Origin of the sequence: Virgibacillus sp. MSJ-26 (assembly GCF_018918075.1) — a bacterium.
Taxonomy (GTDB): domain Bacteria; phylum Bacillota; class Bacilli; order Bacillales; family Amphibacillaceae; genus MSJ-26.
On sequence record NZ_JAHLPW010000028.1, the window covers coordinates 1 to 14,951 of the forward strand.

General features: G+C 36.5%; 16 protein-coding genes and 1 rRNA gene. 11 read left to right on the forward strand and 6 right to left on the reverse strand.

Going from position 1 to position 14,951, the window contains the following annotated elements; genetic code table 11:
- The first annotated feature begins 24 nt into the window (after positions 1 to 24).
- Positions 25 to 140 (forward strand): 5S ribosomal RNA (gene rrf / locus KQI49_RS17460).
- A gap of 164 nt (positions 141 to 304) precedes the next feature.
- Here rrf and KQI49_RS17465 read toward each other — a convergent pair.
- Positions 305 to 583 (reverse strand): hypothetical protein, encoded by a 279-nt coding sequence (locus KQI49_RS17465; protein WP_216490867.1) that lies wholly within the window; start codon positions 581 to 583, stop codon positions 305 to 307.
- 254 nt (positions 584 to 837) lie between these two features.
- On the opposite strand from KQI49_RS17465, the gene KQI49_RS17470 reads away from it, so the two are divergent.
- Positions 838 to 1,974, forward strand: a complete 1,137-nt coding sequence (locus KQI49_RS17470; protein WP_216490868.1) for a dicarboxylate/amino acid:cation symporter — start codon at positions 838 to 840, stop codon at positions 1,972 to 1,974.
- Between the two features lie 93 nt (positions 1,975 to 2,067).
- Here KQI49_RS17470 and KQI49_RS17475 read toward each other — a convergent pair whose 3' ends face one another.
- The gene (locus tag KQI49_RS17475; RefSeq protein ID WP_216490869.1) at positions 2,068 to 2,256 is read right to left on the reverse strand and encodes a hypothetical protein; all 189 of its coding nucleotides are present in this window, start codon (positions 2,254 to 2,256) and stop codon (positions 2,068 to 2,070) included.
- Between the two features lie 76 nt (positions 2,257 to 2,332).
- Positions 2,333 to 3,604 carry a BaiN/RdsA family NAD(P)/FAD-dependent oxidoreductase gene (locus KQI49_RS17480; protein ID WP_216490870.1) on the reverse strand — a complete coding sequence of 424 codons (1,272 nt, stop codon included), beginning with the start codon at positions 3,602 to 3,604 and terminating at the stop codon, positions 2,333 to 2,335.
- Between the two features lie 158 nt (positions 3,605 to 3,762).
- On the opposite strand from KQI49_RS17480, the gene KQI49_RS17485 reads away from it, so the two are divergent.
- The 6 genes from KQI49_RS17485 (at position 3,763) to KQI49_RS17510 (ending at position 9,553) form a co-directional block, all read left to right on the forward strand.
- Positions 3,763 to 5,394, forward strand: a complete 1,632-nt coding sequence (locus KQI49_RS17485; protein ID WP_216490871.1) for a putative polysaccharide biosynthesis protein — start codon at positions 3,763 to 3,765, stop codon at positions 5,392 to 5,394.
- 8 nt (positions 5,395 to 5,402) lie between these two features.
- Positions 5,403 to 6,140: a pseudouridine synthase gene (locus tag KQI49_RS17490; protein ID WP_216490897.1), complete on the forward strand. Its 738-nt coding sequence runs from the start codon at positions 5,403 to 5,405 to the stop codon at positions 6,138 to 6,140.
- 29 nt (positions 6,141 to 6,169) lie between these two features.
- The gene (gene thpR, locus KQI49_RS17495; RefSeq protein ID WP_216490872.1) at positions 6,170 to 6,727 is read left to right on the forward strand and encodes an RNA 2',3'-cyclic phosphodiesterase; all 558 of its coding nucleotides are present in this window, start codon (positions 6,170 to 6,172) and stop codon (positions 6,725 to 6,727) included.
- Positions 6,728 to 6,732: 5 nt separating this feature from the next.
- A complete protein-coding gene (locus KQI49_RS17500; protein ID WP_216490873.1) occupies positions 6,733 to 7,653 on the forward strand; it encodes an NERD domain-containing protein in 921 nt (306 codons plus the stop codon).
- Entirely contained in the window at positions 7,653 to 8,606 is a 954-nt protein-coding gene (locus tag KQI49_RS17505; protein WP_216490874.1) for a diacylglycerol/lipid kinase family protein, read from the forward strand. The genes KQI49_RS17500 and KQI49_RS17505 overlap by 1 nt, the downstream gene beginning before the upstream one ends.
- 137 nt (positions 8,607 to 8,743) lie before the next feature.
- The gene (locus tag KQI49_RS17510) at positions 8,744 to 9,553 is read left to right on the forward strand and encodes a phosphotransferase family protein (RefSeq protein WP_216490875.1); all 810 of its coding nucleotides are present in this window, start codon (positions 8,744 to 8,746) and stop codon (positions 9,551 to 9,553) included.
- Here KQI49_RS17510 and KQI49_RS17515 read toward each other — a convergent pair.
- Positions 9,545 to 9,832 (reverse strand): YtzH-like family protein, encoded by a 288-nt coding sequence (locus tag KQI49_RS17515; protein ID WP_216490876.1) that lies wholly within the window; start codon positions 9,830 to 9,832, stop codon positions 9,545 to 9,547. The genes KQI49_RS17510 and KQI49_RS17515 overlap by 9 nt on opposite strands.
- Before the next feature lie 332 nt (positions 9,833 to 10,164).
- Here KQI49_RS17515 and KQI49_RS17520 point away from each other — a divergent pair, with 332 nt between their 5' ends.
- Entirely contained in the window at positions 10,165 to 11,019 is an 855-nt protein-coding gene (locus KQI49_RS17520; RefSeq protein ID WP_216490877.1) for a YtnP family quorum-quenching lactonase, read from the forward strand.
- Positions 11,020 to 11,162: 143 nt separating this feature from the next.
- On the opposite strand, the gene KQI49_RS17525 is transcribed toward KQI49_RS17520, so the two are convergent.
- Complete coding sequence (locus KQI49_RS17525) at positions 11,163 to 11,477, reverse strand: PepSY domain-containing protein (protein ID WP_216490878.1); 315 nt, start codon at positions 11,475 to 11,477, stop codon at positions 11,163 to 11,165.
- Positions 11,478 to 11,712: 235 nt separating this feature from the next.
- Here KQI49_RS17525 and KQI49_RS17530 point away from each other — a divergent pair, with 235 nt between their 5' ends.
- The gene (locus tag KQI49_RS17530; RefSeq protein WP_216490879.1) at positions 11,713 to 12,777 is read left to right on the forward strand and encodes a M42 family metallopeptidase; all 1,065 of its coding nucleotides are present in this window, start codon (positions 11,713 to 11,715) and stop codon (positions 12,775 to 12,777) included.
- 144 nt (positions 12,778 to 12,921) lie between these two features.
- Positions 12,922 to 13,416 carry a DUF84 family protein gene (locus tag KQI49_RS17535; protein WP_216490880.1) on the forward strand — a complete coding sequence of 165 codons (495 nt, stop codon included), beginning with the start codon at positions 12,922 to 12,924 and terminating at the stop codon, positions 13,414 to 13,416.
- Positions 13,417 to 14,348: 932 nt separating this feature from the next.
- Here KQI49_RS17535 and KQI49_RS17540 read toward each other — a convergent pair.
- Entirely contained in the window at positions 14,349 to 14,789 is a 441-nt protein-coding gene (locus tag KQI49_RS17540; protein WP_216490881.1) for a YtoQ family protein, read from the reverse strand.
- Positions 14,790 to 14,951: the final 162 nt, after the last annotated feature.

Here is a 14,951-nt window from a genome sequence, read left to right on the forward strand (position 1 = left end):
AACACAGAACAACTAAGTTATAGGTCTGGTAGCAATAGCGAAGAGGTCACACCTGTTCCCATATCGAACACAGAAGTTAAGCTCTTCAGCGCTGATGGTAGTTGAGACTTTGTCTCTGCAAGAGTAGGACGCCGCCAGGCTACATCATTAAAGCACCCATTGCCTTTATTGACAATGGGTGTTTTTTATAATTTTAGCAGCTTTCTATTTCGTTACTTTTAAAAAGTCAGTTCGCCTTGATTTATAAGTTAAAACCTATGCTATGCATACATGGTTCTTTAGAGATTTCAAAAAGATAAGCACTTTACTTAAACTTATTACTGCTATTTGCTTTAGTTTCTGTTACTTGTTGTCGCATATCGTGTAGTTGTTCAAAAGCCTGTTGAAATTGAGAGTTTTCTGTTGCTTCTACACCATATAAACTTTGAGTGCTATCCAATTGTTGTTCAGCTTGTTGCAGAAGCTGATGTGCCTGTTGGATTGATTTAGCATCTGAACCTTGTGCTACAAAAACAAATTCACTTGCATCTTTAATTTGTTTGCTTGCCACCTCTAGTCGCTGCTGTAAATTAGGCTCCAACACGTACTTGACCTCCCTATTTTCTTTCAAGACAAACTTAGTATGTGTTAATTAGGATTTCGTTATGTAACAACGATACAGGAAATAGAATAGGTAACAATTAAATGCAAATCAATATTCTATAATTTGTTGACAAATTAATGGATTGTAATTATTAAAATAAATTGTTATTAGAAAATTAGATTGATTACCAATTTTCATAGTGGTATATTAGGAATAGCTCTTATTTTAATTAAATACATAAAGGTGGTGTGAAAGTGAGACTAATATTAAAGTTAGCTCTCGGTATTGTTCTTGGTATCGGAGTTGGATTAATCGCTCCTGAAGTTTTTGTTAAGGTAATTGTAACGTTTAAAACAATATTTGGGGAATTTCTTGAGTTTACTATTCCGCTTATCATAATTTTCTTTATCGCTAGTGGGATTGCGAGTTTTGGTAAACATTCGGGGAAAATGTTAGGTTTGACTTCTGCAATTGCTTACTCTTCATCGGTGTTTGCGGGGATTTTAGCTTTTATTGCTGCACTTATTTTTATTCCGATGTTCGCTGGTGGAGGTGGTCATGCAGAGGAAGCACCAGGTATTGAACCATTGTTTGAGATGGCGATTGATCCGGTTACAGGAGTTATGACGGCATTGGTTGCTGCTTTTGTATTTGGTATTGGAATTACAAGAATTAACAGTCCAACATTAAAAGCCTTTTTCGATGAGGGGAAGGAAATAATTGAACGAATGATATGGAAAATTATCATTCCTATCTTACCGTTTTATATCGCTAGTATTTTTGCGGAATTAGCTGCGGATGGAACTGTATTTGAAACACTAAAAACATTCGGTTTAGTCTTGTTATTGGCTGTTATATTACACTGGGTGTGGTTGTTTGTTCTGTATACAATTGCAGGGAGCGTTACAGGTAAGAGCCCGCTTAAATCATTAAAAACAATGCTTCCAGCTTACTTTACTGGTTTAGGTACCATGTCGAGTGCTGCAACGATTCCAGTAACGGTTCAACAGACAAAGGAAAATAAAGTGAATGAAGGTATAGCAGATTCAGCAGTGCCTTTGTGTGCAACGATTCACTTATCAGGAAGCACAATTACACTAGTACTTTGTTCGGTCGCAGTTATGGTTCTATCTAATGATTTATCTATGCCAACGTTTGGAATGATGTTACCTTTTATTTTAATGCTAGGGGTTATTATGATTGCTGCGCCTGGTGTTCCTGGTGGGGCAGTAATGGCTTCTCTTGGACTTTTAGGTACAATGCTTGGCTTTGATGAAACAGCGTTAGGATTGATGATTGGCCTATACATGGCGCAGGACAGTTTTGGTACAGCAGCAAATGTAACTGGAGACGGCGCTATTGCTTTAATGGTTGAAAAATTCATGAAATAAATTATTATTTTAGATCGATAGCGATTCAAATTTACAAGTAAAGGTAAAAGTTTAAAGGGCGCACTACTAAAATAGTGCGCCCTTTCTGTCTGTTTAGCTCATCCCATGTGGACCAAGTTGTCCTGCACCTGATTGCCCACTGTCTCCACCCATTTGGGAAACAAATGGGATCATTTTTTGAACAGCTTGTCCTACGGTTTGGTTATTCTTTGTCATTGTATAAAATGTTGCAGCGCCTACTCCTACAGAGGCAATTATTGGTATCCAAATTCCATTTTTCATTCTTAACCAACCCTTTCTTGATGATGTTTTACAGACAATCTTAGGTTGTGACTTTATTTAAAAGACATGCAAGGAATCATCTGCCAGCTAAAGAAGCAGCTTCTAAGGCTGCATTCATACCTGCCAGTTTTCCGGTAACTAATGCAGAAGTGATATTATATCCTCCAGTGTAACCATGAATATCAAGTATTTCTCCGGAAAAAAATAAACGTGGCATCAGTTTGGATTGCATTGTTTTTGGGACGATTTCTTTCGTTGTTATACCACCACCGGTTACAAAGGCTTTTTCCATTGGTAACGAACCGTCAACCTTAAAGTTAAATCGTTTACACCCTTGAATTAATTGGTGCAAATCATCATTTGAAGTGTTGGCTGCTTTTTGGTCTTCTTTAATATTAATTTTATCTAACATATAGGTGAGGAAACGTTCTGGAACGACTCCTTTTAAAATATTTTTTATTGATTTCTTAGGGTTTTCCGACATATATCGTGTTAATGTCGTTAGTAGTTCATTTTGACTTTTATTTGGTAGAAGATCTAATGACATTGTTACGTCCTTGTTACCTTTCATTAGCTCTTTAACAACGAATTGTGAGCATCTTAGTACAGCCGGACCTGAGATACCGAAATGAGTGAAAATCATATCCATTTGATGTGTAATAATTGGCTTGCCCTTATTATTTAAAACGGACAGTGACACATCTCGAAGTGACAAACCTTGCAGTTGTTTATTTTTAATAAATGGTTCACTTGATGTTAAGGCGACTTCAGTGGGAAATAACTTGGTAATTGTGTGACCCGCTTTTTTCGCCCATGCATAACCGTCCCCGGTAGAACCTGTATGTGGAACGGCTTTTCCGCCAACAGAAATGACAACCGATTTAGTTTTAATTTTTTCACCGTTTTTCAAAATCACAGTATGTTCCTCTTCAGCATAATGTATGGCTTCAACAGGGGAGTTCATTTTGACCGTGACCTCAAGTTCATCCAGTCTGGTTAATAGGGCGTTGACAACTGTTTGCGAACGGTTTGTTACTGGGAACATACGCCCATGATCTTCTTCCTTTAACTGAACATCTAAACTTTCAAAAAAGTCAATAATATCGTAATTATTAAAAACAGAAAAGGGGCCGTATAGAAACTTTCCATTACCTGGTATGTTTTTAATCAGTTCCTCTTGGGGAAGACGATTTGTCACATTACAACGTCCCCCACCAGAAATAGCGAGCTTTTTTCCTAGTTTTTTACCTTTTTCAATCAGCATGGTGCGTGCGTTTTCTTCGGCAGATGCGATGGAAGCCATCAGACCTGAAGGACCGCCGCCGATGACAATGACATCATAGATCAATTGACTTCATTCCTTTCGCTTAGTATCATACCATCTTATGAAAAAATACGAAATAATAATTCATCACCCTAATCAAGTAATAACTAAACGTTATCTAATAAAGTGGATTATGTGATAAAATAGCGTTTAGAGTAAAATTTTAAGATATAGGTGAAATCATGTCGAATAAAATCGTAAAAGGCACCATGCTCTTGACAGGTGCAGCTTTTTTATCAAAGTTTTTAGGGCTTATTTATGTCATTCCCTTCAATGCTATGGTTGGTACGACTGGAGGGACGTTATATGGCTTTGCATATACGCCTTACAGTATATTTTTAAGTCTTTCCACAGTTGGTATTCCAGCTGCTGTTTCTAAATTTGTATCAAAGTATAATACATTAGAAGATTACCAAACAGGTATGCGAATGTTTAAAGTAGGCAGCCTGCTCATGTTGATTACAGGGTTTACTGCATTTTTAGTGTTGTTTTTTGGTGCAGATATATTTGCACAATGGTCGATTTCAAGCGAGGATGCAAAAGATGTTACACAAGATGATGCTGCCTTTGCTATTAAAATGGTAAGTTTCGCATTAATAATTATACCTTCGATGAGTATTGTGCGAGGTTATTTCCAAGGAAATGAGTCGATGGGACCGACTGCTTTATCTCAGATTATAGAACAAATCGTTCGTATAGCTGTTATTTTAGTTGGGACGTATATCATTTTAAACTGGTTGGGTGGAACGATCGTTACAGCAGTAGGTTTTTCTACGTTCGCTGCATTCATTGGGGCTGTCGCGTCTTGTATCGTTTTAGGAGTTTATTGGATTAAGCGAAAGCCGTATATTCAAAGGCAACTTGATTCGCAGCAGAAGCCATCTTCAACCATTTCTACGAAAACATTAATGGCTGAATTGCTGAGCTACGCTGGGCCATTTGTCATTGTTGGGTTAGCTATTCCGCTTTATCAAATTGTCGACCAATTTACTTTTGAAAGAGCAATGACTGCCAGTGGACGGGCTGATATTTGGAGTGTTGCTTATGCGGGCGTTAACGTTTACGGACACAAAATTGTAATTATCCCGATGACGATTGCGATTGGTTTATCACTATCCATGTTGCCGACCTTAACGAAATCATTTACACAAAATGATCAGCAGGCTATGAAAAAACAAATAAACCAAGCATTGCAAATTGTGATGGTTTTTGTCATCCCTGCTTGTGTTGGCATGATTGTTTTATCGTATGAACTTTACGGGTCTTTTTATGGGCTTGATACACTAGATGTCACAGGCTCTCTGCTGGCTTGGTATGCTCCCGTGGCACTGTTGTTTGCATTATTTACGGTCACGTCATCCATCTTGCAAGGAATCAATCAGCAAAACTATGCGGTGCTCAGTCTTCTCGTTGGATTACTCGTTAAAATTTTGTTAAACATTCAACTCATTCATACCTTTGGAGCAAAAGGGGCTATTTTTGGTACCGCATTGGCGTCTGGTATTGCTGTAGTCCTTAATTTATATCGGATTAAGAAATCAATCAGGTTTGAATTTAAACAAACGATTAAACGAACAATGCTAGTTGGTATATTTACAATAATCATGGTTTTAATCATTTACTTGCTTAAAATGATTATGGGTTGGATCATGCCGTATGCGGAATCAAGAATGGGCGTTACAATAATGCTATTAGTCGGTGTATCAGGTGGTGGGGGTGTCTATCTTGTACTTGCATATATATCTACATTACTTGAACATGTTTTTGGCGGGAAAATACCAGTTGTTGATCGCTTATTAAGACGAAGGGGTTGAAGAAGATGATGCGATTAGATAAAACACTTGCACATATGGGATTCGGATCCAGGAAAGAAGTTAAAGAACTGATTAAAAAAAGCAAAGTAACAGTGAATGATCAAGTCATTAAAAATGGCAAAATCGATGTCAATCCATATGAAGATGACATTATGGTTAATCATATCCCTGTGGAATACCGGAAATATATTTATATTATGTTGAATAAGCCAGCGGGCTATTTGTCAGCGACAGAGGATTTTAAGGATCAAACAGTCATTGATTTGCTTGAACCAGATTTACAGTTGTTTGAACCCTTTCCCGTAGGTCGTCTTGATAAAGATACAGAAGGATTATTGCTCTTGACGAATGATGGACAGCTTGCTCATCATATGCTCTCGCCTAAAAAAGGAGTCAAAAAAACATATTACGCTCGTGTCAGTGGAAGGGTAACAGAAGAAGATCGCGAGGCGTTTGAAAAAGGTGTTACCCTGGATGATGGCTATGTTACGAAACCGGCAAAACTGGAAATCTTAACTCGTGGGACTATGTCTGAAATTGAATTAACCATTACGGAAGGAAAATTTCATCAAGTTAAACGAATGTTTCAAGCTGTTGGTAAAGAGGTCATCTATTTAAGACGTGAGCGGATGGGGGAACTATATCTTGATGAATCGCTACCGCTTGGATCTTATCGAGAACTTAATAAGAAAGAGTTAAATGATTGTTTATGCCTCATTCCTGGAGAAATTCGCGGAGATCTTTAAGAATAAGAATGATTAGTGAAGGTGAAAAAATGTATCCTCATTATTTTATCGCTATACCGATACCTAACTCGTTAAAGGAACATTTTTCTTACATCCAGTCTCAACTTAAATCAAAATTATCATATAAACAGTGGCCGCATAAAGAAGATTTGCATATCACTTTAAAATTTCTGGGAGAAGTCGATGATAAGAGAGTAGGAAAACTGAACGAGCATTTAAGTCTACTAAAGAGAATAAAACCTTTTGAATTAACGGTGAAGGGCGTTGGCTATTTTGGCAGAAAAGATAGGCCAAGGGTTTTATGGTCCGGGATTCATCACAACCTTGAGCTTGCACAACTTAAAGAAGAAGTGGAATTATTAACTTTACAAAAAGGTTTTGAAACAGAAAAAAGAGACTATAAGCCACATGTTACATTAGCTAAAAAATGGAGCGGCGAACCTTGTGGGGATGTTTTGAAAAAGATTATTTCAGAATATCAAAGCGAACGTTTTACACTATTGGTTAATGAAGTGATTCTTTATAAAATACATCCGAAACATAATCCAAAGTATGAAGCGATTTACCGTTACAGATTAAAGGAGTGAATCCTATGGCTCAATTGATAAAATTAAAAGATTATATCTCAAGATATGAGTTAGATATTTATCGCTATCCAAGTCAATATATACGTCTTAAACGTGAAAAATGGAATAAGTTATATCAATCTTGGACGAACGGTTTAAATGGTAACAATGATGAAAACGATAATCAAGAACAATCACAAAAAGAATCGCTGTTATCCAAATGGAATTTATTCCGTAAGAAAAAAATGCAAGAGCCAGAAATTGATCCGGTTGAGGAATTGCCAGTAAACGAGAAAGATTTGCGTGTGCATTTTCTAAATCAATTATACCCATTTCAATTAAAATGGGCGACATCATCCCTATCATACGTTTCATTTATGGATCAACAATTTAACTATGACAAAAATTTAAAGTATTTTCTGCAACGCTTTCCAGATAATTATCTATTAATGTACTATCCTATTTTTAATATTAAAAAGGCACCGATAGATGGTGAAATAATATTGATTAGTCCTTTACAAATTAATATTATTCATTTATTGGATGACTATGCAGACGCTAATATTATTGTTTCAGATGAAAGAACTTGGATTGCTGAAAAAGACAGTCAGCAATCAAGATTTCTTAGTCCTATTCATGCGTTAAAGCGAACGGAACAGTTAATAAACAGTATATTGAAACAGAAAGACATTTCCTATTCAGTTAAAAAAACAGTCATTGCAAAAAACAATAACCTTATTCTCCAGCAAGTCCCTTATAATATCGAAATGGTTGGAAATTATGAGTATGATAAATGGTTTAAAAACATGCGCGAATTAGACACTCCATTGAAAAGCCAGCAATTAAAAGTCGCCGGTCAACTTTTAGATTTTTGTATGACATCTTCAGTTAAACGCCCTGAATGGGAAGAAGGTCAAGACGATTTTAGAACGGTGGGAGAGGAATAATGTACGTTTTCATTATTAATCCTGTTGCAGGCCATGGGAAGGCAAAAAGAATTTTTTCAAAAATATCAATGAGTCATTTATATAAACAAATTGACAGTGTCTATTTTTTCACAAAATATGAAGGGCATGCGGAGGAATTAGTGCATCAACTTTATGAAAAAAATGAGTTTGATGGCATTTCTGGATTAATAGTAATTGGTGGAGATGGCACTCTTCACGAAGTCATTAATGGATTGGGAAAAGTAAGACTCCCACTTTCCTTTATTCCAGGCGGCTCAGGAAATGACTTTGCAAGAGGAAGTCAGCTCATGGATCAACCATTAAAAATTTTTGATAGAATTATTAGCCAAAGAGAAGTGCTTCCATATTGGTTGGGGCAGTATGAGGCAGATCAACAGTCTACGCGTTACTTTGTTAATAGTGTAGGGGTTGGCTATGATGCTGAAATAGTTAAAGTCGCAGATGACTCGCTATTCAAGCCATTATTAAATAAGTTATATTTAGGACAGCTAATCTATGTCTTTGCTTTAATAAAAGCTCTTTTTAAATATGAACCATCGACGATAGAAGTTGAAACGGATGGTAAAATACATATATTTGAACGTTGTTGGATGGTGACGGTAGCTAATCATCCTTTTTACGGGGGAGGAATGAAGATTCTCCCTAACGCCACGATTCAACCTAATTATTTTTCTATTTTAGTTATCCATAATATATCTAAGTGGAAAATTTTAGCTTTGTTTGTAACAGTGTTCACCGGTAAACACACAGTTTTTCGCGAGGTTGACATACTTACAGCAAAAGAAGTAAAAATAACTTCTGATAATAAAATATCCTATCAAGTTGATGGTCAGCAAAGTACCTGTCAATCAATACTTTTATCCAAAGATGCACTTCCATTGTCAATCTTGGGAAGTAAAAATACGACATCACCCACTTGCAAAATTAGTTAAACTTAGATAGTCTATCAACATATCTTTATCACAGGTTAATGGACAGTAAAAGTCCGATATTATAAAAGTGCACTTATTTAACGTTATTTATTGTTTAGATTTGTACTATATCATGAATGATTTGAGGAATCGATATTATGGTGAATTGGTTTGAGAAAGTACTTAGTAAAGAGTGGAAAATTACGCCAGCTGGCGGGTTGACTGGTGACGCTTATTTTGCTACAAAAGGTGATTATCGCTTATTTTTAAAGAGAAACTCATCTCCTTTTCTAGCTGTGCTTTCAGCAGAAGGAATTGTCCCAAAACTTGTTTGGACGAAACGAATGGAAAATGGTGATGTAATCACTGCACAAGAATGGCTGGATGGGCGGGAACTAAAGCCTGAAGAAATGCGGCATCCCCGAGTTGCTAGTTTACTTCGGAAAATTCATCAATCATCTGAATTATTACATATGCTTATGAGACTTGGAAAAAAACCGATTAGTCCTGAGGATCGATTAAAAGATATCAAGCAACGTCTTAACCGATTATCTATAAGGGAACATCCAGAAGTAAAGCAAGCAGAGGAGAATTTAACTTCTTTACTTCCAGATAATAAAGACCTTAGGCGAGTTGTCTGCCATTGTGATTTAAACCATAATAATATATTATTATCAAAAACAGGTCAGTTATATTTAATTGACTGGGAAAATGCAATGATTGCAGATCCTATCACTGATTATGGAACAGTATTGAATTCATACATTCCGAACGAAGAATGGGAGCAATGGCTCCGAAATTATGGTGAAGCTTTAAGTGAACAGCTTATAATGCACATGTATTGGTATTTGCTTATGGATTCATTGAGTTTCTTAACTTGGCATGATGAAAGAAAAGAAGAAGATAAAGTGGTAGAAAGGTTAGAACAGCTTGCAGATTTAAATAGAAAAATTCGCCAATTACGATAATGTTTTGTTATTAATGGCGCTAATCCATTGTTGGATGTTTTCTTGATTATCTACAATATGTTCATTCGAATTTTGTGCACTTTCTCCTTTTAATCCATAATTGTAAATTTCCGGTAGTAATTGCAAGAGTTGTTCGTTAGTAATGCTGTTGTTAGCCATCATGGATTTAACGACTCGTTTGATTTGTTGGTATTCAGCCACTTCGCCATCTCGTTCAGCATGATGTTCATCAAGCAAATCATATAATAAAGTTAATTGATGATTAACATTTAAAGTCATAGCAAGTCACCTCAATATTATTATGGGTTTTATTTTTGAATATATGTATGTCAGGAAAAATATTTCGATTTCTGTGGGAACTGTTGAATACCCGTGTTCTGTTTCTCTGCAGGGTTTCGCCTAGTCAGGATTCATCTTGCTTTTACTATGCTAAATTTACAGTTGAAAAATCCCGAATAATGATTTGAAGCTATCGCAATCATCGTTCGGAATTTTTTGTTGGAAAATTTTATCCCGAGTTTTGTTCGCGTGAATTAGTCTGTTTCGCTTTTGGCATATGTTTGCAGAAGTTATTTGTGTGCTTTAAACTAATTTTAATAGGGGGGATAAATATGGAAAAGTTGCAAGTTGGACGAGCTTCTCTAACATGGTTGAGTGGTGGGGTTAATTTCTTAGATGGTGGTGCAATGTTTGGGGTAGTACCTAAAGCTCTTTGGAGCCGTAAATATCCCCATACAGAAAATAATTTAATTGAGTTAAGAACAGATCCTATTCTGTTACAAGTAGACGGGAAAAATATACTTATCGATTCAGGGATGGGAAATGACAAACTAACAGAAAAACAATTAAGAAATTTTGGGGTGCTGGAAGAATCTTCTATTGAACAGTCTTTAGCTGAGATGGAATTAACGATTAATGATATTGATATTATTTTAATGACTCATTTACATTTTGACCATGCCTGTGGGTTAACAAAAAAATCTAATGATTCCTATGTATCTAAGTTTGAAGGAGTTCCGATATACACCTCAGCTGTAGAATGGAATGAAATGCGTTATCCGAATATCAGGTCTGTTAATACATATTGGGAAATGAATTGGGAGCCTATCGTTGATCAAATCCACACCTTTGAAAATGAAATGGAGATTGTTCCCGGTTTGAAGATGGTTCATACTGGTGGACACAGCGATGGGCACTCTATTCTCGTTTTTGAAGATGATGAAGAATGTTTTATCCATATGGCTGATATTATGCCGACACACGGGCATCAAAATAAACTGTGGGCGCTTGCTTATGATGATTATCCAGTCACTTCTGTCCACCAAAAAGAAAAGTGGATGGATTTTGGATATAGAAAGAAAGCATGGTATACATTTTATCATGATGCTTATTATAGAGCTCTTAAATTTGATGAAGATGGTAAGAGAATTGATGAAGTAGAACGTCATCGTTATGAATATAAATAGAATTAAAGGGGCATGGGGATTTAAATATTAGTTTATTATAATAAAAATATATCCGAACATATTCGAAATCTTAGAAATAAATCTCTCGAATGATTGTTCGGATTTTTTCGTAAGTAAACCTATTATTTGAAATAAGGAATTTATTAAGAAGTTTGTACAGAACCGATGACAGCACCCGTATCGATGTCTACATAGAATTCATATTGTTTATTTTCACCATCAATATTTCGAGTAATTCCTCCACGATAGGCATCGTAAAGCAAACCATTTTTTTCTACTTCTTCAGGTTTCATATAAATCCATGAACCACTTATTGGACCTTTTCGTTTAAAGGCTTCTTTTGCATTGTTTAAAGCTTTCTCTGGTGTTACCGTCTGATAATTGTCTAGTTGCTGCTTTGCTAGAAATCCTACCGTAACTCCTAGTCCGGCTACTAGCGCTGTCTTTTTCCAATTCAACCAAATCACCTCATTGAAAATTTTCGTAAGTCCAAATTTACATTTTTAAAAATGCTGATTAATTGCATGGAGCAAACGTTATATTACCCCAAGACTCATTGTATATTATTTTATTACAAGTATACATGATTAATAAAAAATATAAAACCAAAAGCAAAAAATCATGTGAGAATTCTGGAAACAATAAAGATAGTTCGATATACTAAGTATATTACATAAATTGAAGGTGATAAAAATGAAACAAGAGACATTAAACTTATTCAAAAATTTGACGGAACTACAAGGTGCACCAGGTAATGAACATCTTGTCAGGTCTTTCATGAAAGAGCAAATTGAACCGTATGCAGATGAAATTGTTCAAGATAACCTTGGTGGTGTGTTTGGTGTGAAAAAAGGGTCAGGTCCAAAAGTGTTGGTTGCAGGTCATATGGATGAGGTTGGGTTCATGGTAACCAAAATCACTAAAAACGGCATGATTCGTTTTCAAACACTGGGCGGATGGTGGAGTCAAGTATTGCTTGCTCAACGTGTGCAAGTGATGACGGATAACGGACCAGTTATCGGAGTCATCGGTTCTATACCTCCTCATAACTTAACACCCGAACAACGCAAGAAACCAATGGATGTAAAAAATATGTTAATCGATATTGGAGCAGACGATAAGGCAGATGCTGAGAAAATTGGCATTAAACCTGGACAAGCGATTTTACCAATTTGTCCATTTACTCCAATGGCAAATGAAAAAAAGATTCTTGCCAAAGCGTGGGATAATCGCTATGGCTGTGGGCTAGCGATTGAATTATTAAAAGAGTTGAAAGATGAAACAGTACCGAACGAGCTTTATTCTGGAGCTACCGTTCAAGAAGAAGTCGGTCTACGTGGTGCTCAAGTAGCGGCTAATATGATTCAACCAGATATTTTCTATGCGCTGGATGCATCGCCTGCAAATGATATGTCTGGCGATGAAAAAGAGTTCGGACAATTAGGGAAAGGTGCGTTACTAAGAATTTTTGATCGGACGATGATCACCCACCGAGGTATGAGAGAGTTTATTCTTGATACAGCAGAATCCAATGATATTCCATATCAGTATTTCATTTCACAGGGTGGAACAGATGCAGGAAAAGTTCATATATCAAATGATGGTATACCAAGTGCAGTGATTGGCATTTGTTCTCGTTACATCCACACGTCAGCTTCAATCATTCATGTCGATGATTATGCTGCCGCAAAAGAGTTGCTTGTTAAATTAGTTAAGGAGACAGATCAAAATACGGTTGATCAGATCCGCAAACAATAAGCTAAAACAATATAGAGGTTGGATTTCTCTTAAAACTGGATGAAATTAATAAGTAAGAGATTTTTCACATCCCCCATGCTACGAGACATATTATGAATCACTCTTTATTAGATTAGCCTCTATTACTTCTTAAGGAGAATGTAGATGAAGATTATTATCGGTTCAAAAAATCCAACAAAAATTAAAGCAGTTCAAGATATTTTTTTCAATGAAGAAGTTATCTCGTTGGATGTACCTTCAAATGTGTCTGTACAACCATTTTCTGATGACGAAACAATGGAAGGTGCGATTAACCGTGCTAAACAATGTGCGACTGATGAGGCTCTTGGAATAGGTCTAGAAGGTGGAGTCATGTATGTCCAGGACCAACTCTATTTATGTAACTGGGGAGCGTTAGTGACACCGAATAAAGATGTTTATACGGCAAGTGGCGCGCGGATTCCCCTTCCAGATGAAATAGATGTACAGTTGAAGGCTGGTTTTGAACTGGGCGATTTAATGGATGTTTATGCTAAGAAAAAGGGTGTAAGGCATAAAGAAGGCGCCATTGGAATCTTCACAAATGAAAAAGTGTCAAGGCATGAGATGTTTGCCCACGTCGTTAAATTATTACGAGGCCAGTGGGAATATAATCAATAGAGACATTTTTCGTGAATACCAATTTCGTCTTTCAAGTTTGACTATACTTAAACACCTAGTACTATAATCGATGTTTGAAAAATCCTATTGTCTATAAAACTTGATTAAAATATGTTAATTAACAGTTTCCATAAACTGCGACATAATAACGCAGATTTTTTCCCATCCTGTTTAAGTAAGCTACACTCCGAACGCTACGGAAAAAACGCTTCGCTTTCCGTGGGTGGCTGATGAGCCTCCTCGAGCTACGCTCTCCGGGGTCTCATCTAGGCCTCAGCTCCCACAGGAGTCTCCGCATTTTTTCCTACGCTGATTTCAGCGTAATATCATTGTACAAAAATGCCTTATAATAGCATTAAATAACTTTAATAGTCTGGGTGAGCGCAGGGCGGTGACTCCTGCGGGAAAAGCACGAGTCTGAAGACCCCGCAGAGAGGGTAAAGCTAATGAAGGCCGACTAAAACCGTCCTTTGCGGACAACGCCGGCATACCCCTTGCCGGGGCAAGGAGGCTGAAGCCGTGCCCGCGGAAAGCATCCGCCCGGAGCGATCCCAGACGGTCATAATTACGCTTGCGTTGAAAACAGCTCATTAGTTACTGCATATTATATATCAACTCGGTGGAAATAGTCGTAAACTACAATAATAAATTAACTAAAAAGAGGATGGGACATAAGTATTTTAGTTAATGTAAAAGCGAACGTATTAAAGTATATTTCTTTTAATATACACTTTTAAAATCAGCGTAGGAAAAATACGTAGACTCCAGCAGGATGAAAAGCTTAGATGAGACCCCACAGAGCGTAGCTCGAGGAGGCTCATCAGCGCCTGCGGAAAGCGAAGTATTTTTCCGAAGCGAATAACGCTCGCTTAAAATTGTTCGTCTTTTAATTACTTATACTTAGTTTTGTCCCAGCCTCTTTTAAATCATTATTATTCAAAAATATAAGCTAATACGTCTAAAGCTTGATCAACCGTTTCAACGGTGACATTTGCTTTATTTGATAGTTCTTTCAGTGGATGAATCAGATCGTTTGGACGAATGATGATTGTTGGTTTGTTTAAAGTAATCGCCGCACTGGCATCCATGGCCGTATTCCATTGTTTATACTTTTCTCCGAATAATGCGATGACAACGTCTGACTTTTCCATTAAAACCTGAGTTCTTAAATTATTAATGCTTGAAGCAGCATCATCTTTATAATAATTGCCTGGCTGCTCTCCTAAAATATCTTCTCCAATATCGTCTGAACGGTCATGATTGGTTTGTGGTGCGACAAATTTTAATGGTAAATTCTTTTCCTTTGCTTTCTTTTCAACTTGTCCGCGCCAATCATCATGAATTTGTCCGGCAAGATATACTGTTAATTCCATTAATAACCCCTCCAAAACTTATTATGTACCTATCTTTATTTTAGACAAAACAATAAAATATTCAAATTACTTGTTTGTAAAATGATTCCTTTTGCAATAGCGCCGATTCATAGTAAAATTAAGTACGTAATTCAACATTATTGAAAGATTAACTAATCATAG

Excerpts from the sequence above, each read along its gene's own strand:
- KQI49_RS17475 (WP_216490869.1), bottom strand. The coding sequence starts at position 2,256 with ATGAAAAATGGAATTTGGATACCAATAATTGCCTCTGTAGGAGTAGGC.
- KQI49_RS17485 (WP_216490871.1), top strand. The coding sequence starts at position 3,763 with ATGTCGAATAAAATCGTAAAAGGCACCATGCTCTTGACAGGTGCAGCT.
- KQI49_RS17490 (WP_216490897.1), top strand. The coding sequence starts at position 5,403 with ATGCGATTAGATAAAACACTTGCACATATGGGATTCGGATCCAGGAAA.
- thpR (WP_216490872.1), top strand. The coding sequence starts at position 6,170 with ATGTATCCTCATTATTTTATCGCTATACCGATACCTAACTCGTTAAAG.
- KQI49_RS17500 (WP_216490873.1), top strand. The coding sequence starts at position 6,733 with ATGGCTCAATTGATAAAATTAAAAGATTATATCTCAAGATATGAGTTA.
- KQI49_RS17505 (WP_216490874.1), top strand. The coding sequence starts at position 7,653 with ATGTACGTTTTCATTATTAATCCTGTTGCAGGCCATGGGAAGGCAAAA.
- KQI49_RS17510 (WP_216490875.1), top strand. The coding sequence starts at position 8,744 with ATGGTGAATTGGTTTGAGAAAGTACTTAGTAAAGAGTGGAAAATTACG.
- KQI49_RS17515 (WP_216490876.1), bottom strand. The coding sequence starts at position 9,832 with ATGACTTTAAATGTTAATCATCAATTAACTTTATTATATGATTTGCTT.
- KQI49_RS17520 (WP_216490877.1), top strand. The coding sequence starts at position 10,165 with ATGGAAAAGTTGCAAGTTGGACGAGCTTCTCTAACATGGTTGAGTGGT.
- KQI49_RS17530 (WP_216490879.1), top strand. The coding sequence starts at position 11,713 with ATGAAACAAGAGACATTAAACTTATTCAAAAATTTGACGGAACTACAA.
- KQI49_RS17535 (WP_216490880.1), top strand. The coding sequence starts at position 12,922 with ATGAAGATTATTATCGGTTCAAAAAATCCAACAAAAATTAAAGCAGTT.
- KQI49_RS17540 (WP_216490881.1), bottom strand. The coding sequence starts at position 14,789 with ATGGAATTAACAGTATATCTTGCCGGACAAATTCATGATGATTGGCGC.